Genomic DNA, 17,994 nt, shown 5'->3' on the forward strand with positions numbered 1-17,994 from the left:
TGGTTTGTTTTTTGCAGTTATATAAACGCAAAAATAGTAGAATTCAAGCTAAATTAAGCGGATTAGAGTAGAAAAGTAAAACTTTTTTTGAAGCGTTTTATTTTTAATTTTTTTATCGAGTAATTCAAACATTTACTGGCAATTAAGCAAGCGCTAAAAATTGTTTTTTTGTAATTCAGGTAAAATTATTTCGATAAACCTTTAAAACTCCTTAATTTTGCAAGATTTTAATTTTAAAATATACGCTAAGAAGGAGTAAAAGTTTATGGCTGAAAAAGTGGTTGAAAAAGAATTATACGATTATCAGGAAAAAGATTTAAACAAGATTTTTAATTATCTAGAGGATGCTCCAGATAATTTTAATTTGTTATATCAATTGCCTACCGGCGGAGGAAAAACTGTAGTCTTTTCTGAAATCGTGCGACGCTACATCGAGCAAACAAATAAAAAAGTGGTTATTCTTACACACCGAATCGAGTTGTGTAAACAAACCTCTAAAATGCTGAAAGGATTCGGTGTACGTAATAAAATTATTAACAGTAAGGTAAAAGAATTACCCGATCAAGATGAATACCAATGTTTTGTAGCAATGGTTGAAACACTGAATAATCGTCTGAGTGATGATAAATTAGAAGTTTCTAATGTTGGATTGGTAATTATTGATGAAGCGCATTATAATTCATTTACCAAATTATTTAAATATTTTGAAGAATCTTTTATTCTAGGAGTAACCGCTACACCGTTAAGTTCCAATATAAAGTTACCAATGAAAGATAATTACCAAGAACTTATTGTTGGTAATTCTATTCCTTCACTTATTGAAAAAGGCTTTTTGGCTCGTGCAAATACGTTTAGTTATGATGTAGGTTTAGGTTCGCTGCAAATTGGTATAAATGGAGATTATACCGTAAAATCATCAGAAGATCTGTATACCAATTTCAGCATGCAAGAAAAATTGGTTCAAGCTTATGAAGAACGTTGTAAAGGAAAGAAAACCTTAATTTTCAACAACGGAATTAACACTTCCTGGTACGTTTATCAAACTTTTAGAGATGCTGGTTACGAGATCAAACACTTAGATAACACACATAGCAAAAAGGAACGTAAAGAAATTTTACGTTGGTTTAGAGAAAAACCCGATGCAATATTAACTTCGGTGAGTATTCTTACTACTGGTTTCGATGAACCTAGCGTAGAAAATATTATTTTGAATCGCGCTACAAAATCACTCACGCTTTATTACCAAATGATTGGGCGTGGCTCGCGAAAACTCGATAATAAAGATGAATTTAACGTAATTGATCTAGGTAATAACGCTGCTAGATTTGGACTTTGGGATGCCCCTGTAGATTGGCAATTAATTTTTAAGAATCCAGATTATTTCTTAGAAAATATTACAAGTGATGAAGCGATCGAGCGGGAGTTTAAATACCAAATGCCCGAAGAAACCCGCGAACTTTTTAAAAATTCTGAATCTATAGAATTCGATATAAAGGAAGCTTATGAAAAAGCGATGGATAACGGACAAAAATCGAAAGCGGTTTTAGAAGAATCTATCGAGCAGCACGCAAGAATGTGTGTAGAAAATAGTGAAGATGTTTTTGATGCACGTATTTTAGCAAGAGAACTAAAAGATGATATTCGCGATCGTGTAAAACGTTATTCATATTGCATTATTAATAACACAAAAAATTATCGTGATTGGTTATTTGAAGATTATAACCGAAAATTGCGGTCGAAAATCAATGAGATTTTTCAAGATTAATAAAAAAAGCGCATTGTAAAATGCGCTTTTTTTATTTCTATATTTTATTATTAACCTTTTATTGAAGCGCGCCAAAAATTGCTACGCCATATAAGAAAAATCGTAAAAATCGAAGCAATCCAAAAAGCAAATAACTTCCGAATGGAAATTTTATAATTCCGGCAGCGATACTAGAAATAGCAAAAGGAACCGGTAAAAGTGCGCCAACGATAATTAAAAATCCGCCCCATTTTCGCATATTTTTTATGTGCTTTTCCATTTTCACTTCTAAATACACAAAAACTGAAGGAATACTCGCAATTCCACGACCTATAAAATAAGATACAATTCCGCCTAAATACGAAAGTGTAGCGATTATAGCTAGATAAATTTCAGGATGATCAGATTTTCCAGACCAGGCAATAAAAATTTCCGGCGGTATTAACCCCAAAATAGATTCTGAAGCAAAAAACACAGCTAAAACGCCAATAGGAGGGAAGTTATCGGTAATATAAACCAAGACATCTTCAATATCGATCACAAAAAAGTGAACACAAATAAGCGCAACAATGAAAATGAGAATAGGAATTGCTGCTTTTAAAAGACTTTTCCCTACAAACGAATAAAATCCGGTATAAGAATAATACTGGTGTAAAAGTTTCCAGCGGGGTTTTTTTTGTTTATTTCTTTTCTTTTGATCTGTCATAGCACTATTGAAACCTGCAAAATTAATCTCTTCGTTCCCTCTGTACAAGTTTTATATTGTAAAAGTTTGTTAGGACTTTTTAATTGTTTTTTATTGAATTTTCATCCATATTTTTTTCTGATTTCTGCGATGAAAATTCCCTTAAAAAATCTTTTCCTGTTGGATATTCAAAAAGTTCTAAATCGAAATACGGAACGGCGGCAAGCAAATGATCAAAAATATCGGCAATGATATGTTCGTAATTTTTCCACACTTTATCTTTGCTGAAGGTGTAAATTTCTAGAGGAATTCCTTGCGGTGTCGGTTCTAACTGTCGCGTCATAATCATCATTTCTTTATTAATGGCAGAATGCTGATTTAGATATTCATCGATATATTTTCTGAAAACGCCAAAATTCGTCATATTTCTTCCATTCAACAAAACATTTTTATCGCGATTTTGTTGTTGATTAAATGAACTTATTTCTTGTTGACGATCTTGTAAATAAGTACTGATTAACTGAATTTTCTTCAGTTTTTCAACTTCATCTTCTTTTAAGAATTTTATGCTTGTTGATTTAATAATTAATGCGCGTTTTATTCTTCTTCCGCCCGAAACACTCATTCCACGCCAATTTTTAAACGAATCAGAAATAAGGTAATAGGTAGGAATTGTGGTAATGGTATTATCGAAATTTCGCACTTTAACCGAAGATAAATTAATTTCAATTACATCTCCGTCGGCTCCATATTTTTCCATCGTAATCCAATCTCCAATTCTAACCGTATCATTCACCGAAACTTGAATACTGGCTACAAAACCTAAAATGGTATCTTTAAAAATCAGTAAAATAATAGCTGAAACTGCTCCCAACGCTGTAAGAAAATCGACCATCGATTTTCCCGTTAAAATTGAAAAGATAAAAAGGAAACCGATTAACCAGGTGAAAATCATAAATACCTGAATATAGCTTTCTATCGGTTTGTCTTTAAAACTGTTAAGCGATTTTAAAAAGTCTTTAAACGTGAGCAGAATACTTCTAATAAACCAGATTAAAATAACAATAGTAATAATATCGATTACCACTTTTACTTCATTTCTTAAATAGGCAAAATCTATAAGAACTTTGGGTAAAAGCCACCGAATAAAAAATAAGGTAACCAAATGCGTTAAATGCTTAATTACTTTATTTTGATAAAGAAAATCATCAAATTTTGTTTTTGTTCTTTTTGCTAAACGATCTAAAAACGTGGTGAAAAACTTTCGTAACAACGCGTTAATGAGGAAAGCTAAAAATATTAAGATGATAAGGTTAATTACTAAATTGGCCACAACGGCATAATTTTCTCCCCAACCTAAATCTTTAAAAAGCGTATAGAAATATCTAGCTAAATTATTTAAATCCATAATAAAAATTTCACTTGCAAAATTAGCATGCTTTCTACGTTTATAGCTTGGTTTTAACGTAACCTTTAAACTATTCTTAAAGCCAAGAATAAAAGCGATTTGTTTAAATACCTTTGCAACAAAAAACAACCCGCTAATTCATGCGTTTTCAAGCTGCAAAAGTATCATTTTTACGTTATCTAAAAGGGACAGATTTATCAAAAGCTTATCTTTTAGCATTTGCAGCAGTAATCCCGATTACGTTAGCCAATTATTACAATAATCTTTCTGTAGGAATTGCAATGGCTATTGGTGTTTTGCTTTGTGCGCCAAGTGATGTTCCCGGGAATTTGCGCCACCGATTTTTTGGGATGCTATTTGCTGCGTTTTTTGGTGTTTTCGCAACTTTATGTATCGGTTATACAAAACCTTTTGTTTGGGTGAATTTGCCTTTATTCTTTTTACTCACTTTTTTTATTTCCTATTTTTCTGTTTATGGGTTTCGGGCTTCCTTAATTTCTTTAGCAGGTTTGTTGGCCATGGTGTTGAGTTTTGCCAACTTAGGGACTTTAAGCGTTTGGTTGCATGCGACTTTAATTGGTTGCGGAAGTTTGTGGTATATTTTAATTAGCACACTTTTTTTAAAAATTAGACCGCAAAAACATCTAGAAATTCAATTAGGAGAAACTGCCGAAAAAACTGCTGAATTTCTTCGCATACGCGGAAAAATGCTTACCGCCAAACATCATAGAAATGAACTGCAACGCGCGCAATTCAGTTTACAAACTTCCATTAATGAATTGCACGAAAATATTCGAGAAGCTTTATTGAGTAATCGCCAGCAATCGGGATCTTCAAATTCTTCGCGCCGCCAATTACTTATTTTTATTGATTTGGTAGATATTTTAGAACTTAGTATTGCGCATCCGGTTAATTTTAAACGTTTAGATAAACTAGCGGAAGAAAATAGAGCACTTATTTTAAAATATAAATCGCTTATTTATGAAATGAGTATTCAACTGCAAGAAATTGCTGAAGTTTTTTTAGACGGCGAAAAATTAAAAAAGTCTAATACCGTAAGCAATTTAATTGAAGAAATTGAAGCCTATATTCAGCAGTTTGAAGAAAAAATAAATGAAACCGAAGCGCGAGAAACCCTTATTTTACTTCAGAATTTATTAGATTTTGAAAAAAAACAAGGGCAAAAAATTCAGTCAATTCAACGTGTTTTAAGCAATATTAAAAAGCGGGAAGAATTCAATTTAAAAACTTCAGAAGTAAAACAATTTTTAACGCCAACCGATTATAGCTTTAAAATTCTTCTTGAAAATTTTAGCCTTAAAGCGCCAATGTTTCGTCATGCTTTGCGTTTAGCAGTTTTAATGCTCATTGGCGTTTTAATCGGGATGTTTTTTAAACTTCAAAATTCATACTGGATTCTTTTAACTCTTGTCGTCATTATGCGACCGAGTTACGGCTTAACAAAAGAGCGTTCGAAAAAACGAATTTTAGGTACATTTTTAGGCGGAATTATCGCGGTAATTTTAATTTTTCTTATTTCGAATCCGGTGGTTTATGCCGTTTTAGGAATTTTATCAATGATTTTAGCCTTTTCCATGATTCAGAAAAATTATGTTGGCGCAGCAGCTTTTATTACCTTAAACGTTGTTTTTATTTATGCTTTGTTGCAACCGAATGCGTTAGCGGTAATTCAATACAGAATTATCGATACTTTTATTGGCGCGGGTTTAGCCGTTATTGGTAGTTTTTTATTATGGCCAAGTTGGGAACATAATGAAATGAACGCGGTAATTAGCAAAACCATTCAAGCGAATATGGATTATTTAAAGGCAATTGACAATTATTATCATACCAAAGGAAATTTGCCTTCAGCATATAAACTGAAAAGAAAAGAGGCTTTTTTAGCGATGGGAAATTTAAGCGCAGCTTTTCAACGAATGACTCAAGAACCGAAATCAAAACAAAAAGAATATAAAAATTTTTATCGCTACACGGCTTTAAACCATACCTTTTTATCGTCTTTGGCAAGTTTAGGAAATTTTATTAGAAACCATAATACGACCGAAGCTTCTGTATATTTTGAAACTTATATTTCAAATATTATTTATAATTTGTCGAAAACTATCGAAAATTTAAGTGAAGAGAAAACTCAAAAAGAACTGAAGCACATAAATTTTGAACAAGCTGAAGCTTTTATTATCGATGAAGAGAAGAAATTAATTCAACTAAAAACGAAAGAATTAAAAGAAGGAAAAGAAAAAATTAGCGAAGCTTTAAGAACAAATATGCAAGAAATTCAGTTAATTTCTGAACAATTGCGCTGGCTTTACGAAGTTTCCCTGAATTTAAAAAATATAAAAAAATAGTATTTATTTATGAAGTCATATTTCAAAAGTCCACCATTTTTTATCACGCTTGGAATTTTAGTATTTGTTGTCGCCGTGTATTTTTTATTCCGAAGTAAATATGAAGTAAATTTCGAGAATCCTACCGAAGTGAATATTGTAACCCGTTGGGAAATGCCAAAATTATTGGAAGAAATTTCAGGAATTGCTTATATAGACGAAAATCATATTGCTGCAATTCAAGACGAAGATGGTTATATTTTTATCTTCAACTTGGCTTCAAAAAAAATAGAACGAAAATTTAAATTTGCTGAAGCTGGCGATTACGAGGGAATAACATTAGTAGGAAATACCGCTTTCGTATTGCGAAGTGATGCGCGCATTTTTGAAGTTTCAGATATTACTAGCGATAACCCAAGCGTAATAAAACACGAAACGCCACTTACCGACGAATATGATTTTGAAGGAATATGTTACGATAAAAAACATAACCGCTTATTGCTAGCTTTTAAAGAAGAAAACCCTGATAAATCAAAAGATTATAAAAGTATTTATGAATTCGCTTTAGATGATAAACGCTTAAAAAGAGAGCCGGTTTTTACCATAAAATACGATAGCGAAACCTTTAAAAAATTAGAGCATTTTGGCGATGATAAAGTATTTAATCCTTCTGAAATTGGTATAAATCCGGTTACGGAAGAAATTTATGTGCTCGATGGCGTGAAGCCAAAATTATTAATTTTAGATAAAAATTTTAAGGAAAAACGTTTGTATGTTTTCGATCCCGGTTTTTTTGCTCAACCGGAAGGCTTAACTTTTTCTGAAGATGGAAAATTATTTATCGCTAATGAAGGCGGCTGGAATCCCGGAAATATACTTGAAGTATTATTAGGAAGCACAAAATTGCAGAAAAAATAGATATTTCTTATTTTTAGCAATGCTAAAGAAAATTAAGAATTATGTATTAAAAAATAAACTGATCAGTTTATTCAATATCGTGGTAATTCTAATTTTTTTATTTCCTTATTCATATAACTATTGTAGAAATTGGAATACGAATTATATTTTGTCCGGAATTGAGTTATCTTTTTTCTACAGTTTCCTAGTTTTAGAAACGATTTTATTTCAGCTTAATTTCAATAAAAAACTGAAGGACTTCTTTTTAATTTCGTTGCTAATTTTATGCGGAATCTATTTTATGGCTATACTATTTTCAATGAAAGGAGAAAGTGATCTCTTCATTTTTGGACCGAGTAGTTATTTAGCATTATTGCTTTTTCCAATTATGCTACTAATAACTTATAGCAGATTTCAAAGCAAGCATTAATCTGCTTGTTCATCTTCGTCTTTATCGCCTTTTAGAAATGAAAAGAAACCTTTCTTTTTCTTCTTTTTAAATTTCTTTTCCTCTTTTTCCTTTCCGCCGAAAAGCCGCTTAAAAAATCCATCCTTTTCTGAAATTTCACAAGCAATCGCTTCTTTAACTTCAGTTGAAGGTTCCTCGAATCTAGCTTGTGTAATAGCGTTAAACCTTTCGTCTGCGTTCATTTTTTGAAGCATTTTAGCAAAAATCGGTAAAGCAGAATTTGCTCCTTGACCAATTCCTGTAGAACTGAAGCCGATTCGGTGATCGTCATTTCCTACCCAAGTTACGGTTACCAATTCTGGCATAATCCCGACAAACCAACCATCTTTATTATCTTGAGTTGTTCCGGTTTTTCCGGCGATATCATTTGTTAAATTGTATTGCGAACGCAAACGCTTAGCGGTTCCTTCATTTACAGTAGTTTGCATAAATTCTACTAACACTTCTTTGGTGAAATCGCTATACGCTTCTTCTGCCGTGGTTTCGGGTTTAAATTCGGCTAAAACAGTTCCGTTTTTATCTTCAATTTTGGTGATGAAAAATGGAGTAGAAGGGCGACCTTCGTTTACAAAACTGGTATACGCTTTTGCTAATTCTGAAAGATGTAATTCAGCTGAACCTAACGCAATAGAGGGAACTTCTTTTATTTCACTTTCAATTCCTATTTTTTTAGCCTGTTCAATTACATTTTTTATTCCCGCTTCTTGTAGAACTTTTACCGCAATTGTATTCACCGAACGACTCAACGCGAATTCTAAAGAATAATTTAATTCTTCATCATAATTCTCGGAAGCATTTGTGGGTTTCCAATTTTCCACATCGGTATAAGTAACTGCTTTTATAGGAAAATAAGAACACGGTTCGAGTCCGTTTTCGATAGCCGCTGTATAAACAATTGGTTTAAAAGTAGAACCGACCTGGCGTTTACTTTGCACAATATGATCGTATTTAAAATAGCGATAATCGATCCCGCCAATATACGCGCGAACGGCTCCAGTTTTTGGTTCTAAGGAAAGTAGTCCGGTATTTAAAAATTTTAAATAATGTGCTAAACTATCTAGCGTAGAAACTTTTTCAATTTTACGTTCTTCCCACGTGAACAATTCTGTTTCTTTTGGTTGCTGAAGTGAATCTAAAATTTGTTTTTCAGATAAGCCTTGTTTTTCTAGACGCTGATATTTTTTTAATTTTTTAGCTAGGCTTAGTTTCAATTTTTCATTGGTTAGCCAAGGCGCATTTTTTCCGTAAGCTTTTTCATAGGTAGTTTGCAAGTTTTTCATATGTTCTTGCATGGCTTCTTCAGCGTATTTTTGAAGCTGAATATCTAACGTGGTGTAAATTTTTAGTCCGTCGGTATAAATATTATATTTTTCACCATTTTCCTTTTTTATAGCTTTTTCATCTAGGAATTTGACAACCTGTTTTTTTATTTCATTTCTGAAATAAGGAGCGACACCTTGATTTGGAGCGTAATATTGATAATCCAATTCAATTTTAGTTTGCATGGTTTTCAAACTAAGTTCTTTAGAAATATAGCCATACTTTGCCATTTGCTGTAAAACGACATCTCTTCTTAATTGACTTCGCTCGGGAAACAATCGCGGATTGTAACTATGATTTGCTTTTAAACTTCCGATAAGTGTAGCCGATTCTGCTAAAGATAACTTGGAAGTAGATTTATTAAAAAAAGTGTGAGCGGCGCTTTCAATTCCGTAGGTATTATCACTAAAAGGAACGGTATTTAAATACAAAGTAAGAATCTCTTGTTTAGAATATATTTCCTCAATTCGCTTAGCAACAATACTTTCACGCACTTTATTTACAACGATACTTAAATAGCCGTAATCTTTTCTACCGTATAAATTTTTTGCCAGTTGAAGTGTAATTGTACTTCCGCCACCGGAAGAATCATCGGCTAGTAAAATGGTTTTGAAAAAAACGCGGAGTAAACTTTTATTATCAACACCATCGTGTTCGTAAAAACGAGCATCTTCGGTCGCAATAAGAGCATTAATTAAATGTTGCGGAAAATCTTTGTATTTTATAGATTGCCTATCAAAGGTGTAAAATTTCCCCAGTAAAATGCCATCTTTATCTAAAACCTCCGTAGCTTGATTTTGCTTTAAAGAAGCTAATTCTTTTTTATTAGGAACTTTTCCCCAAAGTCCGAAATAAATACTTCCGTAGAAACCAATAAAAATAACGAATACGGCAAAAAGAAGAATTGAAATTCGCTTTATCCAGCGATTTTTAAATAACTTTTTAATCATAATTTTTTCGAAAAGCTTAAAAGAAATTACTTTTTATCAAAAGTATGATATCTAGACATAAAAATTACAAATAAACCGTAACTCAATAGTCCCGCAGCGGTTAAAATAACTAAAATACTTCCATAATCTGAAGTCTTTAAAAATGAAAACGCCTCTTTTGTTCCTTTAATATTTTTACTTCTGGAAATAAAACCTGCATTCAGAAAGAAATAAGCAATTACTCCAATCACGATCGAGCGCCCATAAAATCCTAAATAGCCTAAAAATTTTACTAATTTGTGAAGTTTTAAGTCATCAATTCTGAATTTATCCAAAAATTTTCCCTTAGCAGCTTTTACAAAATGATAAATAGATTTTCCTAACAGACCCAGACCAATCGCAATGAAAACAATTGCCGACATGGTAGGACCTAATTTATCTAATATGAATGATGAGCTTGAACCAGAACCGCCACCGCTATTAAAAATATTCTTAACCGCTAAAACTGCTAACACAATATAAGCCAATGCACTAATAAAAAATCCAGCTTTGGCAAGTAAGGCTTTAAAATCATTTCCGCGCTCTTCAGGGTCTTTAAAAACTTGTATAAATCGCCAAATAGAATAGGAGAGAAGTCCTAAGGCTAAAATTCCTAATAAAAATTTACCAAACGGCTGGCCTTTTATAAAATCTAAGGCTTGTCCTTTTCCCGAAGTATAACCTCCTAAATCCAGCGCGGCTAAAAGAGTAAGAAAACCTATGATAGAATATACGATTCCTTTAGCTACAAAGCCAGTTTTCGCAATCGCTTTAATTGAATTATCCATAAAACTATTTCTAAAAAGTGAATGTACTATAGTGAAAATAAAATCTTGCGTATTTCTTATAATTTTAACAAGAATTTTCTGCACGTTAAAAACATCCTAAACCGAGTTTTTCATCATTTTTTTTGCTAGTTACTATTTATCTTTATAAAAAAACTAATTATGAGTACTAAACTAAATAACAAAGTTGCATTAATAACAGGAGGAAGTAAAGGAATTGGTTATGGTGTTGCCGAAGCTTTATTAGCTGAAGGCGTAAACGTAGCGGTAACCAGTAGATCGCTTCAAGCTGCTGAAGATGCAGCAGAAAAATTAAGCAAAAATAAAACTGCCAAAGCAATTGGTGTAAAAGCCGATGTTCGTAATTTAATAGATCAAGAAGAAGCTGTTCGTAAAACCGTAAAAGAATTCGGGCAATTAGATTATGTAATTGCAAATGCCGGTTTAGGACATTTCGGAAAAATTACCGAATTAACCGATCAGCAATGGCGAGAAACAATTGATACCAACCTTACCGGAGTTTTTTATACTGCAAAATCTACTGTTGAAGAATTAAAAAAATCTAAAGGTTATTTTATTAGTATTTCCAGCCTTGCAGGTACCAATTTCTTTGAAGGTGGTGCGGCTTACAACGCTAGTAAATTTGGTTTAACCGGTTTTACACAAGCTTTAATGTTAGATTTACGACAAGACGGTGTGAGCGTTTCTACCATTATGCCGGGTTCTGTTTCAACACATTTTAACGGAAATAATCCTGATGAAAAACAAGAAGATGAAGCTTGGAAAATTCAGAAAGAAGATTTAGGTGAATTGGTAGTCGATCTCTTTAAAATGAATAAGCGCAGTTTACCAAGTAAAATTGAAATTAGACCTGCTCAACCTCCAAAAAAATAAGTATGAATTATAAAAAATTAGGAGAAACCGATTTACAAACACCACCAATAGTTTTTGGAGGAAATGTTTTCGGTTGGACTTTAAATGAAAAAGAATCCTTTCGAATGCTAGACGAATTGTTCGAGAAAGGATTCAACTTTATTGATACCGCAGATGTTTATTCTCGCTGGGCAGAAGGAAATGAAGGCGGAGAATCTGAACGAATAATCGGAAAATGGATGAAAGACAGAAGCCGCAGAAATGATATCGTTCTAGCTACCAAAGTCGGTTCAAGTATGAAACAGGGTGGAAGCAAAGACATTTCAAAATCTCATATTCTAAAAGCTGTAGAAGATTCTTTACAGCGTCTGCAAACCGATAGAATAGATTTGTACTTCACTCATTTTGATGATGATAAAACGCCTGTTGATGAAACACTTTCTGCGTACGAACAATTAATTAAAGAAGGAAAAGTCAGAAATATAGGCGCTTCCAATCTTTCTGCAGATCGTTTAAAAGAATCATTGCAAGCTTCCAAAGAAAATAATCTTCCGAAGTATAAAGTTTTTCAACCTGAATATAATTTATTGGAACGGGAAAACTTCGAAAATAATACGTTACCCGTTTGCAAAGAGTACAATCTAGCGGTGACTAATTATTTTTCGTTAGCAAGTGGTTTTTTAACAGGTAAATATCGAAAAGAAGAAGATTTTGAAGGACAAGACCGAAAAGATTTTGTTGAAAAATATTTAAATAGAAGAGGTTTAGAAACCTTAAATGCGTTAGATGAAATTGCTAAAGAACACAATATTTCTAATGCCGGCGTTGCTTTAGCTTGGTTAATTCAACGTCCTGGAGTTACAGCGCCAATTGCCAGCGCTACAAAATCTTCTCATTTAAAATCTTTTACAGAAGCGATAAATACTACACTTTCTAAAGAAGAAATGGGAAAATTAAATGAAGTAAGTAAAAAATAAATCTTGATCACATCAAGAAAAAGCAAAAAGCCCCGAATTTCGGGGCTTTTTTGATTACAAGTAAGTTCCTAAGTTTATCCTAAATATTTTTTAAGAATTTTATTTTTAGATTGATGCTTCAATCTTCTAATTCCTTTTTCTCTAATCTGTCTTACGCGTTCTCTACTTAAATCGAACGTATCGCCAATTTCTTGAAGTGTCATTGCCGGTTGATTTCCAATTCCGTAATTTAAACGAATAACATCGGCTTCACGCGTAGATAATGTATCTAACGCTCTATTTATTTCGATGCTTAATGAATCTAACATTAATTTATCATCTGGCGTTGGCGATTCTCCAGAACTTAAAACATCATATAAATTAGAATCATTTTCTCCTTCTTTAAAGGGCGCATCCATCGATAAATGACGACCAGAATTTTTCATAGCAGCTTTTACTTGAGAAATTGCCATATCTAATTCTTTCGCTACTTCTTCAGCAGAAGGAGGACGCTGTAATGCTTGTTCTAAATGAGAATAGGTTTTGTTTATTTTATTAATAACTCCAATTTTATTTAATGGAAGTCGTACAACTCTCGATTGTTCTGCAAGTGCTTGTAAAATAGATTGTCTAATCCACCAAACCGCGTAAGAGATAAACTTAAAACCACGTGTTTCATCGAAACGTTTCGCAGCTTTTACCAAACCTACATTTCCTTCGTTAATTAAATCGGGTAATTTTAACCCTTGATTTTGATATTGTTTAGCTACAGAAACTACAAATCGTAAATTCGCATTTGTAAGCTTCTCTAGCGCTCGTTGGTCACCTTCTCTAATTCGTTGAGCTAATTCTACTTCTTCTTCAGCCGTTATTAATTCTACTTTACTAATATCTTGAAGATATTTGTCTAGCGATTTAGATTCACGGTTGGTAACCTGCTTGGTAATCTTAAGTTGTCTCATATAGGTGTACTTGTTTGTTGTATGTTATATCAAGTTTTATTATAGTCAAAACGATTGATATATCCAAATTATTCTATATAAAAAATCTATAGTACTATAAAGCAAAAAAAATCACAGAAAGAACATTGCCTTCCTGTGATTTTAAAATATGATAATTTTATACTTATTTAATCTCTACTAATTCTACTTCAAAAGTAAGATCTTTTCCAGCTAATGGATGATTTGCATCTACAACAATTGCTTCTTCTTTTACTTCAGCAACTCTTAATTGACGCTCAGTTCCATCAGGATTTTTAGAAACAAGACCCATACCTACTTCTGGTTGAATTTCTTGTGGAAGTTGACTTTTAGGAACTTCCATAAAAAGCTCATCTTTAGCTTCACCGTAAGCTTCATCTTGTGGAATTTGAATGGTTTTTTTCTCATTCACCTTCATATCAATAAGACCTTTCTCAAGCCCAGGGATAATTTGTCCACCACCAACTGTGAATTCGATAGGTTCTCTTTCTAAAGAACTATCAAACACTTGTCCGTCGTTTAATTTTCCCGTGTAATGAATTTTTACAGTGTCATTTTGCTTAACTTGGCTCATAAATTGTTTTTTTCTGTTTATAAAATGTTGAAAATGAAATATTTTGCCAATATCCATTTCCGCAGTACAAAACTAATAGAATTTAATTGAAAACCAATGACTTAAGCTGATTTTCTTTGGGTTTCACGAAAGATTAACAAAAAAGTAGAGAACACCCATATTATTAAAACCTTACAATTTTAAGATAGTATTAATAGGATTACCAGTGAATTTTATTAATTTAGAAATAAAAAATTCATGGACGTAAAAAAAGGACACGATAATACGAAAGAAGATTACATTCTAAAAGATAACAAAAAAACCAAATTCGGTTCTGGATTTATCATTGTAGTTTTAATTTTACTTATAACCGCGGTGGTAATTTCAGGGTTTTATATGGAATGGTGGTAAATAATTTTGTAATAGTTTAGAATAATAACTTCAATAAAAAGTATAAAAAAAGATGGTGATTTAATTTTCACCATCTTTTTTTATTAGTGTCGAAATAATTTATGGCGTTTCTTCTAGCATTGCCAAAAATTTATCCAGATTAGGTAGAATAATAATTTTGGTGCGTCTGTTTTTTTCTCTTCCGCTTGCACTAGAATTATCGGCAATAGGAGTGTAGCTGCTTCTTCCCGCGGCGATTAATTGTTTTCCGTCTACATTATATTTATTTTGAAGAATACGTACAATTGAGGTTGCACGGCGCACACTTAAATCCCAATTGTCTTCTAAATAAGAATCTTCTACAATTGTTCTGTTATCGGTGTGACCTTCAACTAAAACTTCCATCGCAGGTTCAGAATTTATAACGTTTGCAATTTTCTCTAAAAGCTTATTTGCTCGCGGATGAACCCAAGAACTTCCGCTTTTAAAAAGCAATTTATCTGAAACTGTAATTTGTACCACCGTTTTATCTACATTAATATCGATTCCTTCAGTATCGTCTTTATTGAACGATTTTGTAAGATTATAAGCAACGGCCAAATCAATAGAATCGCTTAATGTTTTTGCTTCAGCTAAACGTTTTGAATCTACATTTTTTAAGGTTTTTCGCATCGCTTGTTTGGACTTTTCAGACATTGCGGCAATACCGTCTACCATTTCTAATTTCTCATCATTTTCTTCTTGTAATGAGCTAATTTTAGAATAATAATTGGCCACTTTTTCTTCAATTCTAGCGTACTTTTCTTGACATTCTTCTTTCTCTACACGAGTTTTCATCAGTTCGCTTTTGGTCTCATCAAGTTCAGTTTGAACTTCGGTAAATTTCTTTTTCGAAACACAAGAACTTAGAATTAAAAGGATTCCAAGACTGCTTAACAATTGTTTTTTCATAATTCAGTTTTATAATTTTAGACAAGAAAAGCGAAAAAATGTTTCGTTTCGTATATCTACAAGCTTATTATTTTGTTAAAAAATTTAGCAAAATGTGAAGAAATATTAAAATTTTGGCTGAGTTTTTGCTTTCAATTCATATATAAATTTTTCTATTTAAAATTGCTTACTTTTAGTGGCTGAAATGTTATAATTATGAGAAAAGCTATCTTCCTTACCATATTTAGTTTTATAACTTCCATTGCTTTTTCACAGCTAGATAGCCCAAAGCGAACCAGTTCTGGCGGGGTTTTTAGTAGTAATTCATTAAATACTTCTTCAGAATTTTCTACATCAACGCCAAGTCTTTCTAAAAAAAACAATGGTTTAATGCGCAGCCACAGCGACAAAACAAGTTTAGAACCGCAAGAAGAAAAACTCGATATTACTAAAGATGAAGGTTTTATAGATCCTGAACAAAAATTTGAAGCGCGTTACTTACAGAATACAGGAAACGAGCGTAAAATGAGCGAGCAATTTATGCGCAATGAATCGCTAGGAGAGGTGATGAGTAATGGAAAGTTTGTGAAAATTGTTTGTCGTGATCATCAAGCGGTAGATGGTGATATGGTTAGGATTTATGTGAATGGAGAAGTGCAAGTCGATCAAATTTATTTGGAAGCCGCTTTTAAAGAAGTGTATATAAAATTAGAAAAAGGATTTAATAAAATTGAAATTGAAGCATTAAATCAAGGAAGTTCTGGTCCAAATACTGCGGCTTTCAAGGTTTATGACGATCAGCATCACGTAATTTCTATGAATGAATGGAATTTAGCCACAGGTTACAAAGCTTCATTAATGGTCGTAAAAAATGAAGATTAAAAGAAATAATTAGTTATAAAATTCTGAATGAAGCAAGACTCTACAACGCGTCAAGATGATATTGATCAAGAACTCGAAGATGCAAACCCAAAAAATGAAGAAAATTCAACTAAATCTGAAAAAGAATCTGCTGAATCTACCGGTGAAGTTTTAGGTAAACAAATAAAAGACGGACAAAAATCGCACGACAGAAATGCTAGAAGTACGGTTTTATGTTCCTTAACCGCTGGTTTAGAAATAGGTTTTAGTTATTTACTAGTTTGTACAGTTTTCTATTTTTTTAAAGATTATTTTAAAGAAGCCGCTTTATTTAAATTAATCGCTTTTGTTTATCCATTTGGTTTTATTCTCACTATTTTAAATCATTCCTTATTATTTACTGAACAAACAACGTTACAAAGTTTGCCGGTTTTAAACCGAAAACGATCGGTTTGGAGTTTATTAAAAACCTGGGGGTTAATTATTTTCGGAAATTTAGTTGGCGGTTGCTTTATTGCGTTGGTTTTTATTTGGCTCGGACCAAAACTTGTTTTATTCGATGAAAAATCTATCGTTAAAATAGCTAAACACGTCGCGCATTACAGTACGAGCGTCATTTTAGTAAGCGGAATTTTAGCCGGTTGGTTAATGGGTTTACTATCATATATGCTAACTTCAGCCAAAAGTACAATTAGTTACATCATTATAATTTATATGGTGACCGGCGTTTTAGGATTAACGGGTTTACACCATAGTATTGTAGGAAATATAGAAGTTTTTGCCGGTTTATTAATTTCTCCGGAAATTAGTATCATCGATTATTTTTCTTTTTTAATTACCGCTTTAATCGGAAACGCGTTGGGTGGAGTAGTTTTTGTAGCTTTAATTAAATACGGTGCTTTTGTATTTAATGTTGATGACAATAAAAATGTAACTTAATGTTTTTTAACTGTTTAAATGAAAATTTTAGATTTTTAATAAAATGATTACAAGAAAAGCTAAATTACTAATTATTGGATTTTTAGGAAGTTTACTATTGATGAGTTGTGGTTCACAAAATTTTTCAACAGAAGAAACTTCAAAAAAACTAAATAGTATTCAAGAATTAATTATAAAAAGTTCTGTGGAAATAGAAAATCGATGGATGACGCCACTTCGGGGAAATCAAATTTCATTGATTGGAAATCCAAATTACATTAGAATTAAAAATGATAGCGTAAATATTCAATTGCCGTATTTTGGTGAGCGACAAATCCCTGGAAATTATATAAGTAATGGTGGAGGAATTCAATATAAAGGTTTAGCTAAAAAATTTGAAATGACTCAACAGAAAAAGGAAATTTCAATTTATTTTGAAGGAAAACATGAAAATGAGTTATTGAAATTTTATTTAACTATTTATCCAAATGCTAAAGTAATTACAAAAGTATCCAGTTCGGTAAGAGACAATATTTCTTACGAGGGATTTCTAAAAGAATATAAAAAAGAAGAATAAGTTAACGATGCAAACAAGCAAATACATTTCTGAAATATTCTATTTTACATAATATAAATTATAATACAAATATTAAATTTTAAATATCTATAATTTAAGAGTTAGTTAAGTTAAATTCAATTCTTACTTACTCGCTATAAAATTAATAATTCATGATAATTATAATTTTTATAAGTTAATCTTAAGCTTATTCTTTAACTTTGGCATAAAACATTTAAACTTCAGCTATGCTGAAGACTTACCCGTTTTCGGACAGCTCTAAATTACACAATTTTTCTTTTTTCATTGGGTCTAGACCCAATGAAAATTCTTTATAGATCTGATTAGGGCTTTTT

16 protein-coding genes are annotated in these 17,994 nt (G+C 32.0%); 9 read left to right on the forward strand and 7 right to left on the reverse strand.

What is annotated here, in order from left to right; genetic code table 11:
* Nucleotides 1-265: 265 nt before the first annotated feature.
* Nucleotides 266-1,765, forward strand: a complete 1,500-nt coding sequence (locus ACFFGL_RS06420) for a DEAD/DEAH box helicase (RefSeq protein ID WP_309730390.1) — start codon at nt 266-268, stop codon at nt 1,763-1,765.
* Between the two features lie 58 nt (nt 1,766-1,823).
* On the opposite strand, the gene ACFFGL_RS06425 is transcribed toward ACFFGL_RS06420, so the two are convergent.
* A complete protein-coding gene (locus ACFFGL_RS06425) occupies nt 1,824-2,450 on the reverse strand; it encodes a YqaA family protein (RefSeq protein ID WP_309730552.1) in 627 nt (208 codons plus the stop codon).
* A 79-nt stretch (nt 2,451-2,529) separates the two neighbouring features.
* Nucleotides 2,530-3,837: a mechanosensitive ion channel family protein gene (locus ACFFGL_RS06430; RefSeq protein WP_309730387.1), complete on the reverse strand. Its 1,308-nt coding sequence runs from the start codon at nt 3,835-3,837 to the stop codon at nt 2,530-2,532.
* 140 nt (nt 3,838-3,977) lie between these two features.
* On the opposite strand from ACFFGL_RS06430, the gene ACFFGL_RS06435 reads away from it, so the two are divergent.
* Both ACFFGL_RS06435 and ACFFGL_RS06440 read left to right on the forward strand, forming a co-directional pair.
* Nucleotides 3,978-6,203, forward strand: a complete 2,226-nt coding sequence (locus ACFFGL_RS06435; RefSeq protein WP_309730384.1) for an FUSC family protein — start codon at nt 3,978-3,980, stop codon at nt 6,201-6,203.
* A gap of 9 nt (nt 6,204-6,212) precedes the next feature.
* Nucleotides 6,213-7,100 (forward strand): SdiA-regulated domain-containing protein, encoded by an 888-nt coding sequence (locus tag ACFFGL_RS06440; protein ID WP_309730381.1) that lies wholly within the window; start codon nt 6,213-6,215, stop codon nt 7,098-7,100.
* A 405-nt stretch (nt 7,101-7,505) separates the two neighbouring features.
* Here ACFFGL_RS06440 and ACFFGL_RS06445 read toward each other — a convergent pair whose 3' ends face one another.
* Both ACFFGL_RS06445 and ACFFGL_RS06450 read right to left on the reverse strand, forming a co-directional pair.
* On the reverse strand, nt 7,506-9,818 hold the full coding sequence (locus tag ACFFGL_RS06445; RefSeq protein ID WP_309730378.1) for a transglycosylase domain-containing protein: 2,313 nt from the start codon (nt 9,816-9,818) through the stop codon (nt 7,506-7,508).
* A 26-nt stretch (nt 9,819-9,844) separates the two neighbouring features.
* A complete protein-coding gene (locus tag ACFFGL_RS06450) occupies nt 9,845-10,624 on the reverse strand; it encodes a DUF1206 domain-containing protein (RefSeq protein ID WP_309730375.1) in 780 nt (259 codons plus the stop codon).
* 159 nt (nt 10,625-10,783) lie between these two features.
* Here ACFFGL_RS06450 and ACFFGL_RS06455 point away from each other — a divergent pair, with 159 nt between their 5' ends.
* Together ACFFGL_RS06455 and ACFFGL_RS06460 are read left to right on the forward strand one after the other, a co-directional pair.
* Nucleotides 10,784-11,515, forward strand: coding sequence for an SDR family oxidoreductase (locus ACFFGL_RS06455; RefSeq protein ID WP_309730372.1), 732 nt, complete (start codon nt 10,784-10,786; stop codon nt 11,513-11,515).
* 2 nt (nt 11,516-11,517) lie between these two features.
* Complete coding sequence (locus ACFFGL_RS06460) at nt 11,518-12,471, forward strand: aldo/keto reductase (RefSeq protein ID WP_309730370.1); 954 nt, start codon at nt 11,518-11,520, stop codon at nt 12,469-12,471.
* A gap of 74 nt (nt 12,472-12,545) precedes the next feature.
* On the opposite strand, the gene ACFFGL_RS06465 is transcribed toward ACFFGL_RS06460, so the two are convergent.
* Both ACFFGL_RS06465 and ACFFGL_RS06470 read right to left on the reverse strand, forming a co-directional pair.
* On the reverse strand, nt 12,546-13,412 hold the full coding sequence (locus tag ACFFGL_RS06465) for a sigma-70 family RNA polymerase sigma factor (RefSeq protein WP_309730367.1): 867 nt from the start codon (nt 13,410-13,412) through the stop codon (nt 12,546-12,548).
* A 163-nt stretch (nt 13,413-13,575) separates the two neighbouring features.
* A complete protein-coding gene (locus ACFFGL_RS06470) occupies nt 13,576-14,004 on the reverse strand; it encodes an FKBP-type peptidyl-prolyl cis-trans isomerase (protein ID WP_309730365.1) in 429 nt (142 codons plus the stop codon).
* 237 nt (nt 14,005-14,241) lie between these two features.
* Between ACFFGL_RS06470 and ACFFGL_RS06475 the strand changes: the two genes are divergently transcribed.
* On the forward strand, nt 14,242-14,394 hold the full coding sequence (locus tag ACFFGL_RS06475; RefSeq protein ID WP_309730362.1) for a hypothetical protein: 153 nt from the start codon (nt 14,242-14,244) through the stop codon (nt 14,392-14,394).
* 99 nt (nt 14,395-14,493) lie between these two features.
* Here ACFFGL_RS06475 and ACFFGL_RS06480 read toward each other — a convergent pair whose 3' ends face one another.
* The gene (locus ACFFGL_RS06480; RefSeq protein ID WP_309730359.1) at nt 14,494-15,324 is read right to left on the reverse strand and encodes an OmpA/MotB family protein; all 831 of its coding nucleotides are present in this window, start codon (nt 15,322-15,324) and stop codon (nt 14,494-14,496) included.
* A gap of 195 nt (nt 15,325-15,519) precedes the next feature.
* Here ACFFGL_RS06480 and ACFFGL_RS06485 point away from each other — a divergent pair, with 195 nt between their 5' ends.
* From ACFFGL_RS06485 to ACFFGL_RS06495, 3 genes are read left to right on the forward strand one after another with little or no spacing between them, the layout of a single operon-like run.
* Complete coding sequence (locus ACFFGL_RS06485; protein WP_309730357.1) at nt 15,520-16,185, forward strand: hypothetical protein; 666 nt, start codon at nt 15,520-15,522, stop codon at nt 16,183-16,185.
* Nucleotides 16,186-16,212: 27 nt separating this feature from the next.
* Nucleotides 16,213-17,103: a formate/nitrite transporter family protein gene (locus ACFFGL_RS06490; protein WP_309730354.1), complete on the forward strand. Its 891-nt coding sequence runs from the start codon at nt 16,213-16,215 to the stop codon at nt 17,101-17,103.
* Between the two features lie 43 nt (nt 17,104-17,146).
* Nucleotides 17,147-17,659 carry a DUF4251 domain-containing protein gene (locus ACFFGL_RS06495; protein ID WP_309730351.1) on the forward strand — a complete coding sequence of 171 codons (513 nt, stop codon included), beginning with the start codon at nt 17,147-17,149 and terminating at the stop codon, nt 17,657-17,659.
* The last annotated feature ends 335 nt before the right edge of the window (nt 17,660-17,994 follow it).

Source organism: Mesonia maritima (assembly GCF_042433895.1).
GTDB classification, from domain to species: domain Bacteria; phylum Bacteroidota; class Bacteroidia; order Flavobacteriales; family Flavobacteriaceae; genus Mesonia; species Mesonia maritima.

Coding starts and splice junctions, on each gene's coding strand:
- ACFFGL_RS06420 (WP_309730390.1), top strand. CDS start 266: ATGGCTGAAAAAGTGGTTGAAAAAGAATTATACGATTATCAGGAAAAA.
- ACFFGL_RS06425 (WP_309730552.1), bottom strand. CDS start 2,450: ATGACAGATCAAAAGAAAAGAAATAAACAAAAAAAACCCCGCTGGAAA.
- ACFFGL_RS06430 (WP_309730387.1), bottom strand. CDS start 3,837: ATGGATTTAAATAATTTAGCTAGATATTTCTATACGCTTTTTAAAGAT.
- ACFFGL_RS06435 (WP_309730384.1), top strand. CDS start 3,978: ATGCGTTTTCAAGCTGCAAAAGTATCATTTTTACGTTATCTAAAAGGG.
- ACFFGL_RS06440 (WP_309730381.1), top strand. CDS start 6,213: ATGAAGTCATATTTCAAAAGTCCACCATTTTTTATCACGCTTGGAATT.
- ACFFGL_RS06445 (WP_309730378.1), bottom strand. CDS start 9,818: ATGATTAAAAAGTTATTTAAAAATCGCTGGATAAAGCGAATTTCAATT.
- ACFFGL_RS06450 (WP_309730375.1), bottom strand. CDS start 10,624: ATGGATAATTCAATTAAAGCGATTGCGAAAACTGGCTTTGTAGCTAAA.
- ACFFGL_RS06455 (WP_309730372.1), top strand. CDS start 10,784: ATGAGTACTAAACTAAATAACAAAGTTGCATTAATAACAGGAGGAAGT.
- ACFFGL_RS06460 (WP_309730370.1), top strand. CDS start 11,518: ATGAATTATAAAAAATTAGGAGAAACCGATTTACAAACACCACCAATA.
- ACFFGL_RS06465 (WP_309730367.1), bottom strand. CDS start 13,412: ATGAGACAACTTAAGATTACCAAGCAGGTTACCAACCGTGAATCTAAA.
- ACFFGL_RS06470 (WP_309730365.1), bottom strand. CDS start 14,004: ATGAGCCAAGTTAAGCAAAATGACACTGTAAAAATTCATTACACGGGA.
- ACFFGL_RS06475 (WP_309730362.1), top strand. CDS start 14,242: ATGGACGTAAAAAAAGGACACGATAATACGAAAGAAGATTACATTCTA.
- ACFFGL_RS06480 (WP_309730359.1), bottom strand. CDS start 15,324: ATGAAAAAACAATTGTTAAGCAGTCTTGGAATCCTTTTAATTCTAAGT.
- ACFFGL_RS06485 (WP_309730357.1), top strand. CDS start 15,520: ATGAGAAAAGCTATCTTCCTTACCATATTTAGTTTTATAACTTCCATT.
- ACFFGL_RS06490 (WP_309730354.1), top strand. CDS start 16,213: ATGAAGCAAGACTCTACAACGCGTCAAGATGATATTGATCAAGAACTC.
- ACFFGL_RS06495 (WP_309730351.1), top strand. CDS start 17,147: ATGATTACAAGAAAAGCTAAATTACTAATTATTGGATTTTTAGGAAGT.